This is a genomic window from Pseudomonas sp. BMS12 (assembly GCF_001592875.1).
Classification (GTDB): Bacteria; Pseudomonadota; Gammaproteobacteria; order Pseudomonadales; family Pseudomonadaceae; genus Aquipseudomonas.
This window is the reverse complement of the sequence record NZ_LSOF01000004.1, coordinates 204671-224041: the sequence shown is the minus strand read 5'-3', so window position 1 is coordinate 224041 and position 19371 is coordinate 204671. Positions and strand designations below refer to the sequence as shown.

The following is a 19371-nucleotide window of genomic DNA, read 5'->3' as shown; positions in this document are numbered from 1 at the left end:
ATGACCACCGACGACCGCATCAAACTCGAACCGGGCTGGAAGGCGGCCCTGCGCGAGGAGTTCGACAAGCCATACATGCGCGAACTGGGCGAGTTCCTGCGGGCCGAGAAGGCCGCCGGCAAGGTGATCTTTCCGCCGGCGCCGCTGATCTTCAATGCGCTCAACTCCACGCCGCTGGAGCAGGTCAAGGTGGTGATCATCGGTCAGGACCCATACCACGGCCCCGGCCAGGCCCACGGTCTGTGCTTCTCGGTGCAGCCGGGCGTGCCAGCGCCACCGTCGCTGGTGAATATCTTCAAGGAGCTCAAGCGCGACCTGAACATCGATATTCCCGCGCACGGCTACCTGCAGAGCTGGGCCGAGCAGGGCGTGCTGCTGCTCAACACCTCGCTGACGGTGGAGCAGGCCAATGCGGGCTCGCACGCCAAGAAGGGCTGGGAGCCGTTTACCGACAAAGTGATCGAGGCGGTCAACGCGCGTCCGGGCAAGCTGGTGTTTCTGCTCTGGGGCGCGCATGCACAGAGCAAGCAGAAACTGATCGATACCACCCGCCACCTGGTGCTGAAGTCGGCGCACCCGTCGCCGCTGTCGGCCTACCGGGGCTTCCTCGGCAACGGCCATTTCAGCCGCACCAACAAATACCTGGAGCAGTGCGGCCTGACGCCTATCGACTGGCGACTGCCGGCTCTGTAGTCGGAGTACAGGTCAGTCCGGCGATGTCCTCGTGCAGGTCGTCGAGTCGCTGCTGCAAGTGCTGGCGCTGCGTGGCATCGGCACTGGCGAGTAGATCGCCGAGCAGCTGCGCCAGGTCGCGCTCGCCTGCGGCGAAGGCCTGGCGGTATTCCTCGCTCCAGTAGCGCTGGCGGTCGCGCAGCAGGGTGTCGATGCGTTGTGCGAAGTCGGCGCTGCGACGGCCGTCCAGGGCTTGCAGCAGCGCTGTTTGCCAGCGCTCGCGGCTGTCCAGCCACAGGCGATTCTGCTCGCCGCGCCGCACGGACCAGGCTTGGACCCGGGCCTGCTGGTCTTTATCGAGCTCGCCGAACCAGGGCAGCAGGCGCTCCTCGGTGCTCTCGGTGCGTTTGGCGATCTGCTCGCTCAGCGGCGGCGCGACGAACTCGCGGTGCAGCTTGGCGTTTTCCTCCGCCATCGCTTCGCGTAGCTGCTGCACCTGCAGCGGATTGAGCTGTTGCAACAGGCCGGCGGCGGTCGGGCCGATTTCGCCAGTCAGGATGCCGAGGGATTCGTGCAGGTCGGCGAAACGCCTGTGCAGGTGAGTGGCATCCAGTGTGCCGGCCGCCAGGTCGGCGCGGTCCTGCTCCAGCCAGTCGGCCAGCTGTGGCAGCTGGGTGCTGCAATGCCAGGCCAGGTGTTGGTCGATGCGTGGTTCGAGCCAGGCCTTTTGCTGTTGGTTTAGGTCGAGGTAGCTGGCGATGCGCCAGTTCAGCAGCCAGTCGAGGTTGCGGTAGGCCAGGTCGAAACGGCTGCAGGCCGTCAGCAGGACGAAGGTGCTGAGCACTGCCAGCAAGGCTAGGTGTGGACGCATGGCGATTCTCCACAGCGGTTGCCGCCAGCATAGTGCGCGCTGCCGTCAGGCGGGAGGTGGCGACATATCCGCTAAAACATCGCGTCAGTCCAGGCGCTTGTGGATGCGTGCCACCGCCAGGCTCAGCAGTACCGCGCAGAACAGCAGCAGCACCAGAACCTCCAGCCACAGTTCGTGCAGCCCGGCCTCGCGCAGCATGATGCCGCGCGACAGGCGTAGGTAATGGGTCAGCGGCATGAACTCGGCGATCCACTGCGCCACCCTGGGCATGCCGGCGAAGGGGAACATGAAACCGGACAGCAGGATCTGCGGCAGGAAGGTGAAGAAGGCCATCTGCATGGCCTGGAACTGGGTGCTGGCCAGGGTCGACAGCCATACGCCGAGGGCCAGGCTGGCGACGATGAACAGCAGCGACGCGCCATACAGCTCCAGCAGCGAACCGCGTACCGGCACAGCGAACAACCAGTGGCTGACGACCAGGATCACGCTGACCTGGATCAGGCCGATGCCGACGAAGGGCAGCACCTTGCCGATGGTCAGTTCCCAGGGCGACACCGGGGTGGCGATCAGCAGCTCCAGGTTGCCGTGCTCGCGCTCGCGCACCAGGGCCACGGCGGTGAACATCACCATGGTCATGGTCAGGATCACCCCGAGCAGGCCCGGCACGGTATTCAGCGGCGCCAGGCGTTCCGGATTGTAGAAGTTCACCACTTCCACCCCTGGCTGGCCGCCCCAGCCGGGCAGGGGGTAGGCTGCCAGCTGGCGGGCTGAGGCCTGGACGCTCTGGTCCGAGCCGTCCACTACCAGTTGCAGCGGTGGGCGGCTGGGGTCCGGGCGTTGCAGGCGGGCTTCGAAATCCTGGGGCACCACCAGCGCCGCACTGATCTTGCCCTGGCGCAGCAGATGATCGATCTGCTGCGGGTCGTCGAGGTGGTATTGCACATCGATCACCTGGCTGGAGGCGATTTCGGCCACCGCTTCGCGTGAACGCATGGTGTTCGCCTGGTCGAGTACGGCGGCCTCGATGCCGCGCACGTCCATGTTGATGGCGTAGCCGAACAGCACCAGTTGCAGCAGGGGAATGCCGGCGATCATGGCGAAGGTCAGCTTGTCGCGGCGCAGCTGGCGCAGCTCCTTGAGGACGATGGCGGCCATGCGGCGCAGGTTCATGGTCGGGCTTCCACGGGTTTGTGGGTAACGGCGACGAACACGTCTTCCAGGTTGGCTTCGCCATCTTTCAGCGTGGCTTCGACGCCGGCCTGGCGCAGGGCGCTGGCGATCACGGTGCGGGCATCGTCGGTGGCACATAGCACACGCAGTGTCGCGCCGATCTGCGCCGTGGCCAGCACCGCCGGGTGCCCCTGCAGGGCACGCTGGGCCTGGCGAGGCTGGGCGCATTCGATCAGCAGCGGGTTGCGTGGCAGGGCATCCATCAGTTCGCGCGGGCTGCCATCGGCCACCAGGCGGCCAGCGTCGAGAATGCCCAGGCGGGTGCAGCGCTCGGCTTCGTCCATGTAGTGGGTGGAGACCAGCAGGGTGGTACCGGCCTCGGCCAGCTCGAACAGCGAGTCCCAGAATTCACGCCGCGACTGCGGGTCGACGGCGCTGGTGGGCTCGTCGAGCAGCAGCAGGTCGGGCTTGTGCAGCACGGCGCCGGCCAGGGCCAGGCGCTGCTTCTGGCCGCCGCTCATGGTGCCGGCCATCTGGTTGCGACGGTCGGCGAGCCAGTAGCGCTCCAGCAGTTCCTCGATGCGTTGGCGCGTTTCGCGGCGGCCGATGCCTTGCACGGCCGCGAGGAACTCGAGGTTTTCCTGCACCGTGAGGTCCTCGTACAGGGAGAACTTCTGGGTCATGTAGCCGATGCGCCGTTTCAGCTCCTCGGCGTCGCGCGGTATCTGGTAGCCCAGCACCTCGACTTCGCCGGCACTGGGCTGCAGCAGACCGCAGAGCATGCGAATGGTGGTGGATTTGCCGCAGCCGTTGGGGCCGAGAAAGCCGAAGACCTCGGCGCGGCGCACGGACAGGTCCAGCTGGTCCACCGCCGTGAGTTCGCCGAAACGCTTGCTCAGGCCGCGGGCGCGGATAACCAGCGGGTCACCGTTCATCGTGCTTGTTCTTCGCGGATACGCTGCGCATACAGCGGCAGGCCCGCGGGCAGTTGCCGCGCGGCCTCGCCTTCGAGCAGCAACTCGGCGCGGTACATCAGGCGGCTGGCGTCGTCGCCGGTGAGGGCGTAGTAGGGGGTGAAGCTGGCTTCGCTGCGGATGCTGCGCACGCAGGCAGCGAAGGGTTGTTCGATACCTTCGATGAAGACCTGCATGGCGTCGCCGACCTGTATCTGCGCGCGCACGCTGGCAGGGATGAACACGCGTGCATAGGGGGCTTCGCCGACCAGCAGGCTGACCAGTTCGGCACCGACCGGTGGCTGGTCGCCGACCTTGAACGGCAGCGCGTCGACCAGGCCAGCCCGCGGGGCGCGCAGGCTCAGGTGCTCGCGGCCGACCTGCAGTTGGGCCAGGTTGCCACGGGCGGCATCCAGCGCGGCTGCGGCCTGTTCCAGCTGTTCCGGGCGGGTGCCGTTGGTCAGCTCAAGCAGCTGCGCTTCGGCGCTGCGGGTGGCGGCACTGGCCTGGTCGCGGGCAGCGCGTGAGCGGTCCAGTTCGGCGATGGCCACCTGCTTGCGCTGGTAGAGGGCGGCGATGCGCTGGAAGTTGCGCTCGGCATCGGTCAGTTCGGCGCGGTTGCGCGCCAAGGTGGCGCGGGCCGAATCGATGGTCTCGCTGCGCGCGCCGTTGCTCAGTTCGGCCAGGCGCGCGGCGGCCTGCGCAACCTCGCCGCGAGCCTGGGCCAGACGCGCCTCCTGGCGGCGCGGGTCTAGCTCCAGCAGCAACTGGCCAGCCTCGACCCGCTCGCCCTCGGCCACCTTCCAGCTGAGGATGGTTTCCGAGGCTTCGGCAGGCAGGCCCACGCGATCCCATTCCAGGGCGCCGAGCAGCCGTTCTTCGGTCGAATCGCAGCCAGCCAGGCAGACGAGCAGCAGGCAGCTCAGGAGGAGGCGATGCATCTCAGGGCTCCATCCCGCCCTTGAGCAGGGCGAGGGTGTGGGCGATCAGCGCGTCATCGCCGATCTGCGGGTTGGCGAAGACACCGCGCCAGATAGGGGCGGCGGCGTAGGGGAGCAGGGTCAGGCCGATCAGCGAAACCACCAGCAGGCGTGGGTCGAGCTCGGCATTGAGCGCGCCGCGTGCCTGCGCGGCGGCAAAGCGCTGGGCCAGCAGCAGTGGCACTAGGGGGGCGACGCGATCGACCAGGCGCTCACGCAGTACGCCACCTTCGCAGAGGATCTCGCGCACCCACAGCTGGGGCAGCCAGGGTTGCTCGGCAACGTTGCGACCCATCTCGCGGATAAAAGCCTCGACCAGTGCCTGCGGGTCTTCGCCGGCGCGCTGCAGGCCTTCGGCGGCGCGGACCACCAGTGGCAGGAAACGCTCTTCGACCATGGCGTCGACCAGCTTTTCCTTGCCGCCGAAGTAGTAGTTGAGCAGGGCCGGAGTGACTCCAGCGCGCTCGGCGATGGCGCGCAGGCTGGTGGCCCGGATGCCCTGGTGGGCGAACAGGTCGGTGGCGATATCCAGCAGTTGTGCGCGCGGCACGGTGGCTGCTGCGGTTGGTCGGCCCGGTGCGCGCGGAGTAGGAGGTAATTCGTTCATGTGCCATTAATTAACCGATCAATTAATTAATGGCAACCCCTAGCCGTCATGAATTCGGCTGGACGAATAAAAGATAGCTGGCTAATAATTAGCTTTGTTTGCTTGGTCGAATTCAGCGCATACAACTACCTTTCTCATCAATGCCCTTCCTGGTGTCCGCAGTGCGTGATTCCCTCTCGGCCTTTCTGATTCCCAGCCGCATGGCTCTGCAGTTCGCGGTCAAAACCCTGCTCAGTGCTGGGTTGGCGTTGTGGTGCGCCATGCGTTTCGGGCTCGAACAGCCGCAGTGGGCGCTGATGACGGCCTTTATCGTGGCCCAGCCGCTGGCTGGCATGGTGGTGCAGAAAGGCTTGGCGCGCCTGCTCGGTACACTGGTTGGCACCGTCATGGCGGTGGTGTTCATGGGCTTGTTCGCGCAAGCGCCCTGGCTCTTTCTGCTGGTGATGGCGCTGTGGCTGGGCCTGTGTACCGCCGCCTCGACCCTGTTGCGCAGCGCCTGGGCCTATTCCTTCGTGCTGGCCGGCTACACAGTGGCGATCATCTGCCTGCCCATCGTCGGCAAGCCTTTGCTGGTGTTCGACGAGGCGGTGGCGCGCTGTACCGAGATCTGCCTCGGCATCCTCTGTTCGATGGCCATCAGCGCCGTGCTCTGGCCGCAGCGGGTGGAGCACCAACTGGTGCAGCAGGCACGCGCAGCCTGGCTCGGTGGCTGCCAGGCCGCGGCGGCGGCCTTGCAGGGCCGTGAGGCGGGGCGCCAGGGGCTGCTGGAAACCCTGGGGCGCATCGTGGCGGTGGATGCCCAGCGTGAGCACGCCTGGTTCGAGGGCAGTCGCGGCCGCCAGCGAGCCCGCGCCTTGCGTGCGCTGAGCCGGGAATTGCTCGGCCTGCTGCGGCTGGCTCGTGGGGTCGCTCGCCAGTGGCAGCAACTGGACGTGCGCGATGCCGGTGAGCTGGCGCCTTACCTGGATCAGGTGCAGGCGCAACTGACCGCTGCCGATCCGGCCCAGCTGGAAGCGCTGCGGGACCACCTGCGTGCGCAAGCCGATGGCGGCGAGCTGAGCTCGGCCCGCCATTACTGCCTTGCCCGTCTGAGCCTGCTGGTGCGGCAGTTGCTGCGGGCGCAGCAGGCCCAGGCGGCGGTGGAGGCCGGCCAGGCGCCTGTCGATGCGCCGCCGGCATTGTCCTGGCACCGCGACATACAGACGGCCGCCGTATATGGCATGCGCAGTTGCCTGACGCTGCTGGCCTTGTCGGCCTTCTGGCTGGCCACCGGCTGGCCTGCTGCCAGTGGCGCGCTGCTTCTGGGTGCGGTGGTGTGCAGCCTGTTTGCCAGCCGCGAGAATGCCGACCTGATCGGCATGTCCTTTCTGCGCGGCATCTTCTATGCACTGCCGGTGGCCTTCTTGGTCGGGCAGATACTGCTGCCGCAGCTGAGCAGCTTCGCCATGCTCTGCCTGGCGATGGGCGTGCCGCTGTTCTTCGGCCTGCTGGGCATGTCCCGGCCGGCTCTGGCCGGGACTGCCACCTCTTTCAGCATGCATTTCATCGTGCTCTGCGCGCCGAGCAACGCGATGGTTTATGACGTCGCCTTCTTCCTCAACGAGGCGCTGGCCATGCTGATCGGCGTGGGCTGTGCGGTGCTGGCACTGCGCCTGATCGTGCTGCGCAACCCGCTCTGGCATGGGCGTCGCCTGCTCAAGGCGACCCTGGATGACCTGGCGCGCCTGTGTTCACGGGCACTGAGCGGTGCCGAGAACTGGTTTGGCGGGCGCATGGCCGATCGCCTGTTGCAGCTGGCGCGCTACTACCCGCAGCTGCCGGAGTCCGGGCGTAGCCGCTGGGATGACGGGGTCGACAGCCTCGACCTGGGTGACGAACTGCTGCATCTGCGCGCCTGCCTGGCGGCGGCCGGCAATGCTGCGGACAAGGCCGAGCAGCGCTTTCTTGCCACGGTGAGTGAGCAGTTGCGCCAGGGGCCAGCGTTGCAGCGTGCACAGGCGCTGAATGCACCTGCCCAGGCGCTGACGCAAGCGCTGCGTGAGCAGCCCCCGGCCATCGAACTGCGCCTGGCCGAGGCGGCTTTGCTGCAATTGACTCATAGCTGGCGCCAGTGGTGCGAGCGCCAAGGAGAACCCGATGGCATTGCGTGAGTGGGCCCTGGGCGGCGTGCTGCTCAGCCCGATGCTGCTGTATGCGCTGCTGGCGCTGCTGCTGACCGGTGCGCTGCGCCTGGTGTTGCAGCGTGCCGGCCTGGCGCGCTGGATCTGGCACGAGGCGTTGTTCGACTGTGCCCTGTATGTCTGTGTGCTGGCGGCGCTGCTCGCGACGCTGGCCACCTGGTGAGGAGTTGGCAATGAATGCGTTTCCCCGTGTTGTGGTGACCCTGGTCGTGGTGCTGGTGGCCGTGCTGGCCGGCTGGTGGCTGTGGCACTTCTACATGATTGCGCCCTGGACCCGCGACGCGCGGGTGCGAGCCGATGTGGTGACCATTGCCCCGGATGTGTCCGGCTGGGTGGTCGAACTCAAGGTGCAGGACAACCAGCAGGTCAAGGCGGGCGATCTGCTGATGAGCATCGACCGCGAGCGCTACCAGGCCGCGCTGGACAAGGCGCGAGCCCTGGCCGAAACCCAGCGCCAGCAGCTCAACCTGCGCGAGCACGAGGCCAGCCGGCGTGCCCACCTGGGGCCGCAGGCGATCAGCGCCGAGCTGCGTGAGAACGCCCAGATCAACGCCGCGATTGCTCGCGCCGAACTGCAGCAGGCCGAGGCCGAGGTCAAGCTGGCCGAACTCAACCTCAAGCGCAGCGAGGTGCGTGCCCCGCGCGATGGTCAGATCACCAACCTGCATCTGGCCCAGGGCAACTACGTTCAGGCCGGCCAGGCGGTGATGGCGCTGGTGGCCGATGACTCGTTCTACGTGCAGGCCTATTTCGAGGAGACCAAGTTGCCCGGCATCCGTGTCGGCGCGCCAGTCGAGGTGATCCTTATGAGCGGCGACGAACGACTGCAGGGCAAGGTGCAGAGCATCAGCCGCGGCATCACCGACCGCAACGCGGTGGCGGACGCGCAACTGCTGGCCAATGTCGAGCCGACCTTCAACTGGGTGCGCCTGGCCCAACGCATCCCGGTGCGTATCGAACTGGAAAACATCCCGCAGGACCTGCCCTTGAGCGCAGGCATGACTGCCAGCGTGCGGGTCGCTCGCCAGGAGTCGCAGTAGTGCTTTCCCCTATCCCACAGGGCTAGAGATAAAAAAGGCCGCTCATTGAGCGGCCTTTTTAGAACGCGACCTTAGCCTGGATCAGCCGACGGTGACCTTGGGCATCTCCGGCATGTTCAGGGTCTGCTCGGCACGCGGTGCGAGGACTTCGGCTTCGCCGTCCACCACTTGCTCGTCGTTCTGGTTGAACACGCGGGTGGCCAGGCGTACGCGGCCCTTGGGCAGTTTTTCCAGCACTTCCAGTTTCACCGTCAGGGTGTCGCCGAGTTTCACCGGGCGGGTGAACTTGAGCTGCTGGCCGAGGTAGATGGTGCCCGGGCCGGGCAGGTTGCAGGCGATGGCCGCGCTGATCAGGGCGCCGCTGAACATGCCGTGGGCGATGCGTTCCTTGAACATCGTCTCGGCGGCGAAGGCGGCGTCCAGGTGCACGGGGTTGTTGTCGCCGGATACGGCAGCGAACAGCTGGATATCGCGCTCTTCGACGGTCTTGGCAAAGCTGGCCTGCTGGCCGACTTCAAGCTTGTCGTAGGGGATGTTGGTGATCTGGCTCATGGTCGGTTCCTTACTAGGGAGTGGGGCACTGGCGGCTGCGGGCCAGGGCCCGCTCCAGCCAGTCGCGCAGGTAGTTGGTGACCTCGTCGCGGTTGCTCTCGTTGAGCAGCTCATGACGGGCTTCGGGATAGATCTTCAGTTCGACGTCCTGGATGCCTGCCGTGCGCAGTGCGCCGGCCAGGTCGCCGAGGCGTTTGCCGTCGCTGACTGGGTCGCATGCGCCGCCGATCACCAGCAGCGGCAGATCGCTGTCGATCTGCGCCAGGTTGCGTACCGGGGTGATCTGCTGGAAGCCTTCCATCAGGTCGCACCACAGCTGGGTGGTACAGATGAAGCCGCACTGCGGGTCGTTGACGTACTTGTCGACCTCGTCCGGGTCGCGGCTGAGCCAGTCGAAGGCGGTTCGGTTGGGCTTGAAGGCCTTGTTGAACGAGCCGAATGAGAGGAAGTCGATCAGCTTGCTGCGTCCGGTCGGGCCGAGGCGCCAGCGCTCGAAGCGGGCGATCAACGCGGCTGCCTTGTACAGGCCCAGCGGCTGGTAGTTGGAGCCGGACAGGATGGCGCCCTGCAGGCTGCAGCTGTGCTGCATCAGATAGGCCATGCCGATGTAGCTGCCCATGCTGTGGCCGAGCAGGAAGATCGGTGCCTGCGGGTGCTGCTTGCGGATGTGGTGGTTGAGGGTGGCGAGGTCGCCGACCACCTTGTTCCAGCCATCGCGGTCGGCGTAATGGCCCTGGATGCCGCGCTGCGCGGTCTGGCCATGGCCGCGTTGGTCGATGGCGTACACCTCGTAGCCGGCCTCCACCAGCTCGCCGGCCAGGCGGGCGTAGCGGGCCGAGTGCTCGGCCATGCCGTGGGCGATCATCAGCGCCGCTTTCGGTGTGCTGCCCGAGTGCCAGCGGGTCAGGTGCAAGGTGGTGCCGTCGCTGGCGCCGATCCAGGTGTGTTCTTGCTGCATGGCGGGTCCTTGTGCCCGGGAGGTCGCGGCATTGTGCATGGCTCAGCGGATTGCGCAAAGGGTGGTTCAGCGCGGCACCGCGTAGCGTCTGAGAATGCGGGTGTACTCGCCATTGGCGTGCAGCTCGCGCAGGCCGCGCTCATAGATGGCGGCCCAGTCCGGTTGGCCGGCATTGCGCGTGGTGAACCCGACGACCAGCGGAATGCGCTCCAGGGCGGGTTCCTGCCACGCCAGTTGGCCGCGTAGCTCGCGCTCGCCGGCGATCAGATGCTCGCCGACGATGCGTTCCAGCAGCACCAGGTCGAAGCGCCGGGCGGCGAGCTTGCGCAGGTTGCTGATGTCGTCCACCGCTTCTTCGGCGACGATGCCGGAGGCGAGGATGCGCGGCGGATAGCCGTAGCCACGGACGATTCCGACCTTCTGCCCGCGCAAATCCTCAAGCCTGGTGAAGCTCACCGGGGCCTGCTTGCGGGCGAACAGGCCGAGCTGGCTATAGAACAATGGCCGCGAGGCTGTCAGGTCTTCTTCCTTTATTTCCTGTGGCCATAGCGCCAGGGCGCCCTGATAGCTGCCGCTGCGCAGCTCGGCCCGTACTCGCGCCCAGGGCAGGAAGTCGATCTGTGGCGTGTAGCCCTGGGTGGCGAAGGCGCGTCGGGTCAGTTCGACGATGCTGCCGCCGCCGTCCAGTTGGGTGGAGCTGTAGGGCGGGTATTCCAGCGTCGCCAGGCGCGGTTCGGCCCGCGTCGCTGGGCAGAGCAGGGCAAGCAGCGTAAGTAAAGCGAGTCGGGTCATGATGGGTTTGGCAGAGGGGGAATCCTAGCTATAGCTCAGGCCCCGGAGAATCGCCGTAATGCATGGCAAAGATTCACGTGGTCAATGAGCGGCCTCGGCTATTTGCCAACGCCTGGTGAGCTGCTAAGTTCCGGCACAGCCCGGTCGCCTTCGCAGGCGGCTGGCCAGCACATTCAGGGCAAGGGGAATAACAACAATGCAACCTGATTTCTGGGACGACAAGCGCCCGACCGGAGTCTCCAACCAGATCGATCTGACCGCCTACCGCTCGGTGGTCGAGGTGTTCGAGCGGTCGTGCAAGAAGTTTGCCGACCGGCCAGCCTTCAGCAACCTCGGGGTCACCCTCAGCTACGCGGAAGTGGAGCGCTACTCGGCCGCTTTTGGTGCCTGGTTGCAGCAGAACACCGACCTCAAGCCCGGCGACCGCATCGCCGTGCAGATGCCCAACGTGCTGCAGTACCCCATCGCCGTGTTCGGCGCCATGCGCGCCGGCCTTATCGTGGTCAACACCAACCCGCTGTACACCGTGCGCGAGATGCGTCATCAGTTCAACGATGCCGGCGTGCGCGCCCTGGTGTACCTCAACACCTTCGGCAAGTCGGTGCAGGAAGTGCTGCCCGACACCCAGATCGAGTACCTGATCGAGGCACGCATGGGCGACATGCTGCCAAGCCTCAAGGGTTGGCTGGTCAATACCGTGGTGAAGAAGGTCAAGAAGCTGGTGCCGGATTACCACCTGCCGCAGGCGCTGTCCTTCAAGGATGTACTGCGCGCCGGCAAGGGCCATGCGTTGAAGCCGGCCAAGGTTGGCCTGGATGACGTGGCAGTGCTGCAGTACACCGGTGGCACCACAGGTGTGGCCAAGGGCGCCATGCTGACCCACGGCAACCTGGTGGCCAACATGCAGCAGATCCACAACTGCATGCAGCAGCTTGGCGATGATGGCTTGCCGCTGATGAAGGAGGGCGGCGAGATCATGATTGCGCCGCTGCCGCTCTACCATATCTATGCCTTCACCGCGAACTGCATGTGCATGATGGTCAACGGTAACCACAACGTCCTGATCACCAACCCGCGCGACATTCCTGGCTTCATCAAGGAACTGGGCAAGTGGAAGTTCTCCGCGCTGCTGGGCCTCAATACCCTGTTCGTCGCGCTGATGGATCATCCCGAGTTCAAGAACCTCGATTTCTCCAACTTCAAGCTGACCAACTCGGGCGGCACTGCACTGGTCAAGGCCACGGCCGAGCGCTGGGAGCAGATCACCGGCTGCCCGGTAGTCGAGGGCTACGGCCTGACCGAGACCTCTCCGGTTGCTACCACCAACTGCTACGGCACACTGGCGCGCCTGGGCACCGTGGGCATTCCGGTGGCTGGCACCGCGCTCAAGGTGATCGACGATAACGGAGTGGAACAGCCCATTGGTGAGCGCGGCGAGCTGTGCATCAAGGGTCCGCAAGTCATGAAGGGCTACTGGCAGCGCGAAGAGGCCACCGCCGAGGTGCTCGACGCCGAAGGCTGGTTCAAGACTGGCGACATCGCGGTGATCGACCCGGACGGCTATGTACGCATCGTCGACCGCAAGAAGGACATGATCATAGTCTCCGGCTTCAACGTGTATCCCAACGAGATCGAGGACGTGGTCATGGCCCACCCGAAAGTCGCCAGCTGCGCGGCCATCGGCGTGCCGGACGAGAAGTCCGGCGAGGCGGTCAAGCTGTTCGTCGTGCCGCGCGAAGGCGGTGTGACGGTGGACGAGCTGAAGGCCTTCTGCCGGGAAAACTTCACCGGCTACAAGGTGCCCAAGCACATCGTCCTCAAGGACGCACTGCCGATGACCCCGGTCGGTAAGATCCTCCGTCGCGAGCTGCGCGACATCGCCTGATCTGCTTCAGATCGAGTTTTCGCCCAGGTAATCAGGAAGTGACCGATCAGTAATGATCGGTCATTTTTTTGACCAGGGCGACCATGTTTGGTGCTAGGCGCTCCCTGGCAAAGCTGCTACTCTCGGCACGCTTTGCGCCAGTCCCCACCTCGCGTCAAGGTCAAAACATCACAACAAACAACCGCCATTACGCGCGGTGTAGACAAGCTGTTGCTCAGGAGTAGGCTTCCATGACTGATAACTTCTGGAAGGACAAATACCCTGTCGGGATCTCCTCCGAAATCGATGCCGACCAGTACCCCAACATCCAGGCCGTACTGAAAGAGTCCTGCCAACGCTTTGCCGATAAGCCTGCTTTCAGCAACATGGGCAAGACCCTGACCTACGGCGAGCTGTACGAACTTTCCGGCGTCTTCGCCGCCTACCTGCAGAATCACACCGACCTCAAGGCCGGCGACCGCATCGCCGTGCAGCTGCCCAACGTCCTGCAATACCCGGTAGTGGTATTCGGTGCCATGCGTGCCGGCCTGATCGTGGTCAACACCAACCCGCTGTACACCGCGCGGGAAATGGAACACCAGTTCAACGACTCCGGCGCCAAAGCCCTGGTCTGCCTGGCCAACATGGCCCACCTGGCCGAGGAAGTGCTGCCCAAGACCGGCGTCAAGCATGTGATCGTCACCGAAGTCGGCGACCTGCTGCCGCCGCTCAAGCGCCTGCTGGTCAATGCCGTGGTCAAGCATGTGAAGAAGATGGTGCCGGCCTTCAACCTGCCGCAGGCCGTCAAACTGAATAAGGCCCTGGCCCTGGGGCGTGGCAAGCCGCTCACCGAAGCCAACCCGAGCAATGGCGACATCGCCGTGCTGCAGTACACCGGCGGCACCACCGGTGTGGCCAAAGGCGCCATGCTGACCCACCGCAACCTGGTGGCCAACATGCTGCAGTCCAAGGCGCTGATGGGCTCCAACCTGGGCGAAGGCTGCGAGATCGTCATCTGCCCGCTGCCGCTGTACCACATCTACGCCTTCACCTTCCATTGCATGGCGATGATGCTGACCGGTAACCACAACATCCTGATTACCAACCCGCGCGACCTGCCGGGCACGGTGAAGGAACTGGGCAACTGGAAGTTCACCACCTTCGTCGGTCTCAACACCCTGTTCGTCGCCCTGTGCAACAGCGAAGACTTCCGTCGTCTGGACCTGTCCAGCCTGAAGCTGACCCTGTCCGGCGGCATGGCTCTGCAACTGGCCACTGCCGAGCGCTGGAAGGAAGTCACCGGCTGCTCCATCTGCGAAGGCTACGGCATGACCGAGACCAGTCCGGTCGCCACCGTCAACCCGTACCAGAACATCCAGATCGGCACCATCGGCATCCCGGTACCGTCGACCCTGTGCAAGGTGATCGACGACGAGGGCAATGACCTGCCGCTGGGCGAGCGTGGCGAACTGTGCGTCAAGGGCCCGCAAGTGATGAAGGGCTACTGGCAGCGTCAGGAAGCCACCGACGAGATTCTCCAGGACGGCTGGCTGCGTACCGGCGACATCGCGGTGATTCAGGACGACGGCTACCTGCGCATCGTCGACCGCAAGAAGGACATGATCCTGGTGTCCGGCTTCAACGTGTATCCGAACGAGCTGGAAGACGTGCTCGCCACCCTGCCGGGCGTGCTGCAGTGCGCCGCCATCGGCGTGCCGGACGAGAAGTCGGGCGAGGCGATCAAGGTCTTCGTGGTGGTGCGCCCGGGCGAGAGCCTGAGCAAGGAGCAGGTGATGGAGCACATGCGTGCCAACCTGACCGGCTACAAGGTGCCGCGCTCGGTCGAGTTCCGCGACAGCCTGCCGACCACCAACGTCGGCAAGATCCTGCGCCGCGAACTGCGTGACGAAGAGCTGAAGAAGATCGCCGCCACGGCCTGATCCTCTGCAGCCTGAAAAGCCCCGCTTCGGCGGGGCTTTTTCGTTTCAGTGGTGACTCAGTCGTTGCTCAGCGCCTGGCGCAATGCAGCGGGGAGGGCGGTCGGCTGCTTGCTCTCGGGGCAGATGCTCACCTGGGTCATCGAGGCGCGGAAGGTCACCTCTCCCGATGCCTGGCGACCCTCCACGGCGAAGCAGAATGAGGTGGCGCCCGGTGGTTCGCTGCGCACTTCGATGCTGATCACCTCGTCCCAGGTCATGGGCGAAACAAACTCGATCGACAGCGCCCGTGCCGGCGGCAGGATGCCCATGGCGAACACCTTGCGCAGCCCCTCGCCGCCGAGGCGGTGGGAGAGGAATTCGTGGACCGCCTCGATGGCGAAGTAGGCAATGCGCGGCGTGTAGACGATGCCGGCCGGGTCGCAGTCGCCGAACAGAACGGTGCGGGTGGTGATGAAGGGCATGACTGCTCCGTTTCTGGTTGAGCTGTTGAGCGATGTCGCGATCATAACGGCTGACGAGTGGTTTCAGCTGCTGCTGCCGGGGTTCAGGCGCTGCTCCAGCCAGGCGCAGAACTGGCGGGTGAGCGGGTCGTTCTCGCTGTCGCGGTGCACCAGCCAGGTCCAGCGTGGGCCGCGTACCCGTTGTTCGCTGAGTGGCTGCAGCAGGCCTTGCTCCCGCGCCGGGCTGGCTAGCAGCTCGCTGACCAGGGCGATGCCCAGACCGGCGCTGGCGGCGTCCAGCAACAGGCCGGGATCGGAGAAGTTCAGGCCCTGGCTGTGCTGGCCGATATCGGCGCCGCCCTGCACTTGCCAGTGGGCCCAGTCCATTTCGCGCTCGCCATGCAGGGTGGTGCGTTCGCCCGCTGGTGTGGCCACCAGGCTGGGGTGGCAGGCCGGGTAGAGGCGGTCCTCTAGTAGCACGCGGAAGCTGCACTCGGCCTGGGCGCTTAGGTCGTCGCGCACGGCGATATCGATGGTCTGGCTGGCCATGTCCGGCACCTCGTCGCTGGTGAATAGCCACAGATCCACCTGCGGATGCAGTCGGTGGAAATCACCCAGGCGCGGCACCAGCCAGTGGCGGGCGAAGGCCGGGGTGGTGTTGACCACCAGCTGGTTGGGCTTGCGGTACTGCTCCAGGCGGCGAATGCCCACGGCCAGTTGCTGCAATAGCGCTTGGGTGGTGCTGAGCAGGTCGAAGCCGGCATCGGTCAGCGCCACGCTGCGCCCGCTTCTGAAGAACAGCGGCTGTTCAAGGAAGCTTTCCAGGCTGCGAATCTGCTGGCTGATCGCCGACTGGGTGAGGTGCAGCTCCTCGGCTGCCTTGTGAAAGCTGCCCAGGCGGGCGGCGGCTTCGAAGCCGCGCAGGGCGTTCAGAGGAGGCCAGTGTTTCAACATGGTCGATAAGCTCAGCTAATCAGAAATGTGCAAAATCTATCGTTTGTTGTGCCTTTTTTACAGGCCTAGCATGCAAGTCATCACCGCATTCGCGGTTTTCAGTGATAACAAAGACTTAACTGAAAGGCACTTGTATGCAACAGAACGCAGTCGCTTCGAACGCTTGGTTCATGCCCGCCGAGTGGGCTCCACACGCCGCCACCTGGATGGTCTGGCCGCACAATCAGCCGCTGTGGGAGTCTGGCTGGGGCGTGACCCTGAGCGAGGTGCAGGTCGACTTCGCTCGCGTCGCTAACGCCATCGCCCGCTTCGAGCCGGTGAAGATGGTGGTCGACCCGTCGGCGGCGTTCCGCGCTCGCGAACTGTGCGGCAAAGGTATCGAACTGATCGAACTGGCGGTGGATGACAGCTGGTGCCGCGACTCCGGTCCGAGCTTCGTCTGCCACCCGCAGCTGGGTCTGGCCGGCGTCAGCTGGCGCTTCAATGCCTGGGGCGGTAAGTCCGAACACGGCCTTGACGAGAGCCTGGCGCGCCGCATCCTCAACGGCCTGGGTCTGGAGTGTTTCGGCACGCCGCTGTCCAACGAAGGCGGCGCCATCCATGTGGACGGCGAGGGCACGCTGATCACCACCGAGTCGGTATTGCTCAACCCAAACCGCAACCCGGGCATGAGCAAGGCTGAGATGGAGGAGATCTTCGCCCGCCTGCTCGGCGTGAAGAAAACCATCTGGCTGCCGGGCGATCCGCAGTACGTCACCGGCGACATGACCGACGGCCACGTCGACGGCGTGTGTGCCTTCGCCAAGCCCGGCGCACTGCTGGTGGACGCCACTCACGACCACGGCTCGGTATACGCCGAAGTGGTGCGCGAGAACCGCCGCGCCCTGGAGCTGGCCACCGATGCCAAGGGCCGCCATTTCGAGCTGCTCGAACTCTACGAGGCCACCGACGCAGTAGATACCGAGGCAGAGGTTTTCTGCGCCTCCTACACCAACTTCTACATCTGCAACGGCGCCATCATCATGCCGGCCTATGGCATTGCTGCCGACCAGGTGGCCGCAGACACCCTGCGTATGGCCTTCCCCGGTCGCGAGGTGGTACCCGTGCGGATCAACCAACTGGCCCATGGCGGCGGCGGGGTGCACTGCATCACCCAGCAGCAGCCGCGCTGGCCGTTGAAGGGGTAAGGCCATGAGCAGACTGACCGTCGCCACCACCCAGTTCGCCTGCAGCTGGGACCTCAAAGACAACCTCGACCGCGCCGAGCAGCTAGTGCGCGAGGCCGCCGCCCGTGGCGCGCGACTGATCCTGCTGCAGGAGCTGTTCGCCACGCCGTACTTCTGCATCGAGCAGGATCACAAGCACCTGGCGCTGGCCGAGGAGTACGAGCACAGCCCGCTACTCAAGCGCTTCGCCGCCCTGGCCGGCGAGCTGGGCGTGGTGTTGCCGCTGAGCTGGTACGAGAAGGCCGGCAACGCCTACTTCAACTCCCTGGCCGTGGCCGATGCCGACGGCCGCCTGCTCGGCGTGTACCGCAAGACCCACATCCCCAACGCCATCGGCTACCAGGAGAAGGAGTACTTCAGCCCCGGCGATACCGGCTTCCGCGTCTGGGATACCGCTGTCGGGCGCATCGGCGTCGGTATCTGCTGGGATCAGTGGTTCCCCGAGACCGCCCGTTGCCTGGCCTTGCAGGGCGCCGAAGTGCTGCTCTATCCGACCGCCATCGGCTCAGAGCCGGGCGCCGCGGCGCTGGATTCGCGCGACCACTGGCAGCTGACCCAGCGCGGCCATGCCGCCGCCAACATCGTTCCGGTGATCGCCGCCAACCGTGTCGGCCGCGAGGTGGCGACTACCGATCCGGCGCTGCAGATGAGCTTCTACGGCTCGTCCTTCATCACCGACCACAAGGGCAAGCTGCTCGCCGAGGCCGACCGCGACACTAGCGGCGTGCTGGTGCGCGAGCTGGACCTCGCCGCCATGCGCGAAGAGCGCATGACCTGGGGCATCTATCGCGACCGCCGCCCGGAGATGTACGGAGCGCTGCTGGGCCTGGATGGCCGCCACCTGCATAGCCACTGGAACCATCGGGGAGCCTGACCATGAACAAAAAGAAAACCCTGCTGTGCGCCGCCCTGGCGCTGTGTTTTGCCCAGGCTTCGGCCGCCGCCGAGGACAAGACCCTGCGCCTGTACAACTGGGCCGACTACTTCGCCGAGGACACCCTCGCCAACTTCACCCAGGAGACCGGCATCAAGGTGATCTACGACGTCATGGAAGGCAGCGAGACGCTGGAAGCCAAGATGATGGCAGGTGGCAGCGGCTACGACCTGATCTTCCCCGGCGACACAGTGGCCGAGAGGCTGATGCGTGCCGGCGCGTTGCAGAAGCTCGATCCGGACAAGCTGCAGCACCTGGCCGACATCGAGCCGGGCCTGCGTAGCCTGCAGACGCAGTACCCGTATTCGCGCCACGCCACCGTGCCCTACACCTGGGGCAGCATCGGCATCACCTACAACGCCGAGATGATCGGCAAGCGCATGGCCAACGCGCCAGTGAACAGCCTCGACCTGCTGTTCAAGCCGGAGAACGCGGCCAAGTTCGCCGACTGCGGCATCTCCATGATCGATTCGCCGGACGAAGTCATGGCCGTGGTGCTCAACTACCTCGGCCGCTCACCGCGCAGTGCCGAGCCGGAAGACCTCAAGGCCGCCACCGAGCTGCTGGTGTCGATCAAGCCCTATATCCGCAAGTTCCAGTCGCAGCCGGTTACCGACCTGGTCAACGGCGACCTGTGCCTGTCGCTTGGCTACAGCGGCGACGTCACCCAGGCCCAGCGCGCCGCGAGCGGTGCCGGCAAGGCAGCGGATTTCCGCTTCCACATCCCGCGCGAGGGCACCACGGTGTGGATGGACACCATGGCCATCCCGGTGGACGCCAGGCACCCGGAATACGCCTACGCCTTCATCAACTTCGTCATGCGCCCGCAGAACATGGCAGCGATCAGCAACTTCACCGGCTACCCGACCTCCAGTGCTAAGGCGCGGCCGATGGTCGATGCCGACATGCGTAACAACCCGGACATCTACGTCGACGAAGCCACCTACGCGCGGCTGATCCCCGGCAAGGACATCCCGCAGCGCTCCATGCGTGCGCGCATGCGCGCCTGGACCACCTTCAAGACCACCGCCCACTAAGAACCTGTGCAAAGTCTGCTGCGCGTCGGCTGGGCGTTGTTGGAAAGAGGCCTCGGGTGCTCATTTACCGCTCGTAAACTCCGCGCGCTCGGCCTCTCTCCGCCTAGCCCGGCTCTAGCTCGCGAGACTTTGATCAGGTTCTAAACCAGCGCTAACCGCCGCCGCGTCACCGGCGCGGTATGGCGAAGCCATGCCCACAAC

19 protein-coding genes are annotated in these 19371 nt (G+C 65.4%); 9 read left to right on the top strand and 10 right to left on the bottom strand.

All coding sequences use genetic code 11. The annotated features are described in order from the left end of the window. On the top strand, positions 1-693 hold the full coding sequence (gene ung, locus AYB31_RS03385; RefSeq protein ID WP_068825776.1) for a uracil-DNA glycosylase: 693 nt from the start codon (positions 1-3) through the stop codon (positions 691-693). Here the strand turns inward: ung and AYB31_RS03380 are convergent. From AYB31_RS03380 to AYB31_RS03360, 5 genes are all read right to left on the bottom strand, one after another. Further along, positions 665-1543 carry a DUF6279 family lipoprotein gene (locus AYB31_RS03380; protein WP_068825774.1) on the bottom strand — a complete coding sequence of 293 codons (879 nt, stop codon included), beginning with the start codon at positions 1541-1543 and terminating at the stop codon, positions 665-667. The two genes, ung and AYB31_RS03380, sit on opposite strands and share 29 nt — an antisense overlap. 84 nt (positions 1544-1627) lie before the next feature. Continuing rightward, positions 1628-2713 (bottom strand): ABC transporter permease, encoded by a 1086-nt coding sequence (locus tag AYB31_RS03375; RefSeq protein ID WP_068825772.1) that lies wholly within the window; start codon positions 2711-2713, stop codon positions 1628-1630. Continuing rightward, positions 2710-3648, bottom strand: a complete 939-nt coding sequence (locus AYB31_RS03370; protein WP_201787417.1) for an ABC transporter ATP-binding protein — start codon at positions 3646-3648, stop codon at positions 2710-2712. Before AYB31_RS03370 ends, AYB31_RS03375 begins: the two co-directional genes overlap by 4 nt. Further along, positions 3645-4607 (bottom strand): HlyD family secretion protein, encoded by a 963-nt coding sequence (locus AYB31_RS03365; RefSeq protein ID WP_068825771.1) that lies wholly within the window; start codon positions 4605-4607, stop codon positions 3645-3647. The genes AYB31_RS03370 and AYB31_RS03365 overlap by 4 nt, the downstream gene beginning before the upstream one ends. Before the next feature lies 1 nt (position 4608). After that, positions 4609-5196, bottom strand: coding sequence for a TetR/AcrR family transcriptional regulator (locus AYB31_RS03360; protein WP_236715493.1), 588 nt, complete (start codon positions 5194-5196; stop codon positions 4609-4611). 218 nt (positions 5197-5414) lie between these two features. Here AYB31_RS03360 and AYB31_RS03355 point away from each other — a divergent pair, with 218 nt between their 5' ends. Genes AYB31_RS03355 through AYB31_RS03345 form a run of 3 tightly spaced genes read left to right on the top strand, consistent with a single transcriptional unit; the run spans position 5415 to position 8473 of the window. Further along, positions 5415-7403 (top strand): FUSC family protein, encoded by a 1989-nt coding sequence (locus tag AYB31_RS03355; protein ID WP_068825825.1) that lies wholly within the window; start codon positions 5415-5417, stop codon positions 7401-7403. After that, complete coding sequence (locus tag AYB31_RS03350) at positions 7390-7596, top strand: DUF1656 domain-containing protein (RefSeq protein ID WP_068825768.1); 207 nt, start codon at positions 7390-7392, stop codon at positions 7594-7596. The genes AYB31_RS03355 and AYB31_RS03350 overlap by 14 nt, the downstream gene beginning before the upstream one ends. Positions 7597-7606: 10 nt before the next feature. Next, entirely contained in the window at positions 7607-8473 is an 867-nt protein-coding gene (locus tag AYB31_RS03345; protein ID WP_068825766.1) for an efflux RND transporter periplasmic adaptor subunit, read from the top strand. An 81-nt stretch (positions 8474-8554) separates the two neighbouring features. Here AYB31_RS03345 and AYB31_RS03340 read toward each other — a convergent pair whose 3' ends face one another. The 3 genes from AYB31_RS03340 to AYB31_RS03330 form a co-directional block, all read right to left on the bottom strand. Beyond that, positions 8555-9025 carry a MaoC family dehydratase gene (locus tag AYB31_RS03340; RefSeq protein WP_068825765.1) on the bottom strand — a complete coding sequence of 157 codons (471 nt, stop codon included), beginning with the start codon at positions 9023-9025 and terminating at the stop codon, positions 8555-8557. A 13-nt stretch (positions 9026-9038) separates the two neighbouring features. After that, positions 9039-9983, bottom strand: a complete 945-nt coding sequence (locus AYB31_RS03335) for an alpha/beta hydrolase (protein ID WP_068825764.1) — start codon at positions 9981-9983, stop codon at positions 9039-9041. Positions 9984-10049: 66 nt separating this feature from the next. Next, a complete protein-coding gene (locus AYB31_RS03330; protein WP_068825762.1) occupies positions 10050-10775 on the bottom strand; it encodes a substrate-binding periplasmic protein in 726 nt (241 codons plus the stop codon). Positions 10776-10971: 196 nt separating this feature from the next. Here AYB31_RS03330 and fadD2 point away from each other — a divergent pair, with 196 nt between their 5' ends. Beyond that, complete coding sequence (fadD2, locus tag AYB31_RS03325) at positions 10972-12660, top strand: long-chain-fatty-acid--CoA ligase FadD2 (protein WP_068825761.1); 1689 nt, start codon at positions 10972-10974, stop codon at positions 12658-12660. A gap of 230 nt (positions 12661-12890) precedes the next feature. Then, positions 12891-14579 carry a long-chain-fatty-acid--CoA ligase FadD1 gene (gene fadD1, locus AYB31_RS03320; RefSeq protein WP_068825759.1) on the top strand — a complete coding sequence of 563 codons (1689 nt, stop codon included), beginning with the start codon at positions 12891-12893 and terminating at the stop codon, positions 14577-14579. Positions 14580-14635: 56 nt separating this feature from the next. Here the strand turns inward: fadD1 and AYB31_RS03315 are convergent, their stop codons facing one another. Together AYB31_RS03315 and AYB31_RS03310 are read right to left on the bottom strand one after the other, a co-directional pair. Beyond that, on the bottom strand, positions 14636-15040 hold the full coding sequence (locus AYB31_RS03315) for an acyl-CoA thioesterase (protein WP_068825758.1): 405 nt from the start codon (positions 15038-15040) through the stop codon (positions 14636-14638). A gap of 63 nt (positions 15041-15103) precedes the next feature. Next, complete coding sequence (locus tag AYB31_RS03310; RefSeq protein WP_068825757.1) at positions 15104-15973, bottom strand: LysR substrate-binding domain-containing protein; 870 nt, start codon at positions 15971-15973, stop codon at positions 15104-15106. Positions 15974-16107: 134 nt separating this feature from the next. On the opposite strand from AYB31_RS03310, the gene AYB31_RS03305 reads away from it, so the two are divergent. Genes AYB31_RS03305 through AYB31_RS03295 form a run of 3 tightly spaced genes read left to right on the top strand, consistent with a single transcriptional unit; the run spans position 16108 to position 19170 of the window. Continuing rightward, entirely contained in the window at positions 16108-17160 is a 1053-nt protein-coding gene (locus tag AYB31_RS03305) for an agmatine deiminase family protein (protein ID WP_068825755.1), read from the top strand. 4 nt (positions 17161-17164) lie between these two features. After that, positions 17165-18073 (top strand): N-carbamoylputrescine amidase, encoded by a 909-nt coding sequence (gene aguB, locus AYB31_RS03300; RefSeq protein ID WP_068825753.1) that lies wholly within the window; start codon positions 17165-17167, stop codon positions 18071-18073. A gap of 2 nt (positions 18074-18075) precedes the next feature. Further along, the gene (locus tag AYB31_RS03295) at positions 18076-19170 is read left to right on the top strand and encodes an extracellular solute-binding protein (RefSeq protein WP_068825751.1); all 1095 of its coding nucleotides are present in this window, start codon (positions 18076-18078) and stop codon (positions 19168-19170) included. Positions 19171-19371: the final 201 nt, after the last annotated feature.